The organism is Tunicatimonas sp. (assembly GCF_049647865.1).
GTDB lineage: Bacteria > Bacteroidota > Bacteroidia > Cytophagales > Cyclobacteriaceae > Tunicatimonas.
This window is the reverse complement of sequence record NZ_JBARYM010000691.1, coordinates 1-1821: the sequence shown is the minus strand read 5'-3', so window position 1 is coordinate 1821 and position 1821 is coordinate 1. Positions and strand designations below refer to the sequence as shown.

Here is a 1821-nt window from a genome sequence, read left to right as displayed (position 1 = left end):
GTGAACGATTCGGTTACCTTAGTAAATTATTATTTACAATACACTGACTATCAGTATATTAAAATATAAGTTCAGGAGCCTCACTCTCTGCATTGTAGATTCATTAAATAAAGAAATTCTTTAAATTTAAAGATTTGAAGGGTTTCTTAGTCTAATTTTCTCCACTGTTAATTTACCGTTCGGTGGATAACTTAATTTTTATCCCCTGTACAACTCATTTCGTAAAAGTTTTATTCCCGCTTTCCATCTATAAATTTACTGCTAGATTTTTTTAGCCACGTATAGTGGTAAGGATCAAAGAAAAAGCTTGTTTTACCCGGTAGCACTGGAGCAAACTGTTCAGGAACCCAGTTCCGATGGCGATCAAGTTCGGCGCGGTATTTTCCTTGAGAAGCTACGTTATTCCATTCATTAGGATCTTGATCTCGATTGTAAAGCTCTTCTGAGCCGTCTTTATACTGAATATACCGCCAGTTGTGCGAACGGACGGCTACGTTTCCTTGGGCTATTTCAGAAATAGCGGGGTACGCCCATTCGGAATCAGGTTCTTCCAGTAAACGACTTAGGTCACGACCATCCAAATCAGTTTTCTCTGGTAAGCCGCACAGCGAGAGTAGGGTAGGGTAAACGTGGGTCATATCTACCGGTTCAGAACACGCGCTTCCGTTCCCAGCAGCACCAGGTACTTTCATGATGAAAGGAATCCGGGTGCACTCTTCCCACAGGGTCTGCTTATGCCAATGGTCTTTGGTTCCTAAATGATATCCGTGATCGGACCACAGCACGACGATCGTATTGCTAGCGTACTGACTTTGGTCGAGGCTTTCCAGAATGGCCCCTACTTGATCATCGGCAAAGGTGATACTGGCTAAATACGCTTGTACTGCTTCTTTCAATTTATTTTCATTCCGAATCTGTAAGAAGTCTTCACCACCCTGGGCGGCCAGTTTCTTTCCTGCTTCGGGCACATCCGCTAAGTCATTTTCACGATACTCGGGTACAATAATCTCTGATAATGGGTACCGATCGTAGTACTTACTTGGCACGTGCCACGGCAAGTGGGGCCGGTAGATACCCACCGCCAGAAAAAAGGGTTGAGTATGTGCTCTACTCAGAAAATCTTGAGCAAACTGAACCGCTTTTGTGTCGCCGTATGCATCAGCCTCTTTACCCGGAATAGGTCCCCAATCTAATTCAGGCCGAATCGGATATATTCCGTTTAAGGGCTTCCAGTCCGGGTAGGGTACAATGGGGCCCCGGTAACCGTAGTTCAGAAAATAGCGTTCAGTGCTCCATTCCGCGAAATTCCAGGGGTCGTCAAACACTTGATCTTGAAACTCGTCCCAGTTGCAGGGTGGATTATTACCGGGGGTGTGGTGAAAGATTTTTCCGGCACCCGCACTGTAGTAGCCGTGCATCTTAAAGTACTGGGGTAACGCAATTTCATCGGGTAGAACTGCTTTGTACCACTGTCCATTATTATATAATCCGGTAGTAGAAGGCCTTTTCCCTAACATAAATGCGTTGCGGGAAGGGCAGCATACCGTGGCTGCGGTATGGGCGTTGGTAAACGCTAACCCTTCTCCGGCAAGTTGGTCAATGTTAGGGGTGAATACTTGTCCTTCGTACCCGTCCAGATAACCAACCCAGTCCTTTAGGTCATCCACGGTAATAATCAGTACGTTGGGCGGATTTGGTTTGGCTAATGTTTTGTCTTGGCTAAAACCGATTGAAATTGAGGATATAACAATGACGAATATTATAGATGCTGAACAAGTAGTTAGGCAAGGCATAGAGTTAAAAGCTATAGTAATTGTATCG

General features: G+C 44.8%; 1 protein-coding gene. It reads right to left on the bottom strand.

The window, feature by feature from the left end; all coding sequences use genetic code 11:
• Positions 1–230: 230 nt before the first annotated feature.
• Positions 231–1821 (bottom strand): sulfatase (locus WBA23_RS20185; RefSeq protein ID WP_424584085.1); only part of this gene is annotated, 1591 nt, incomplete at its 5' end.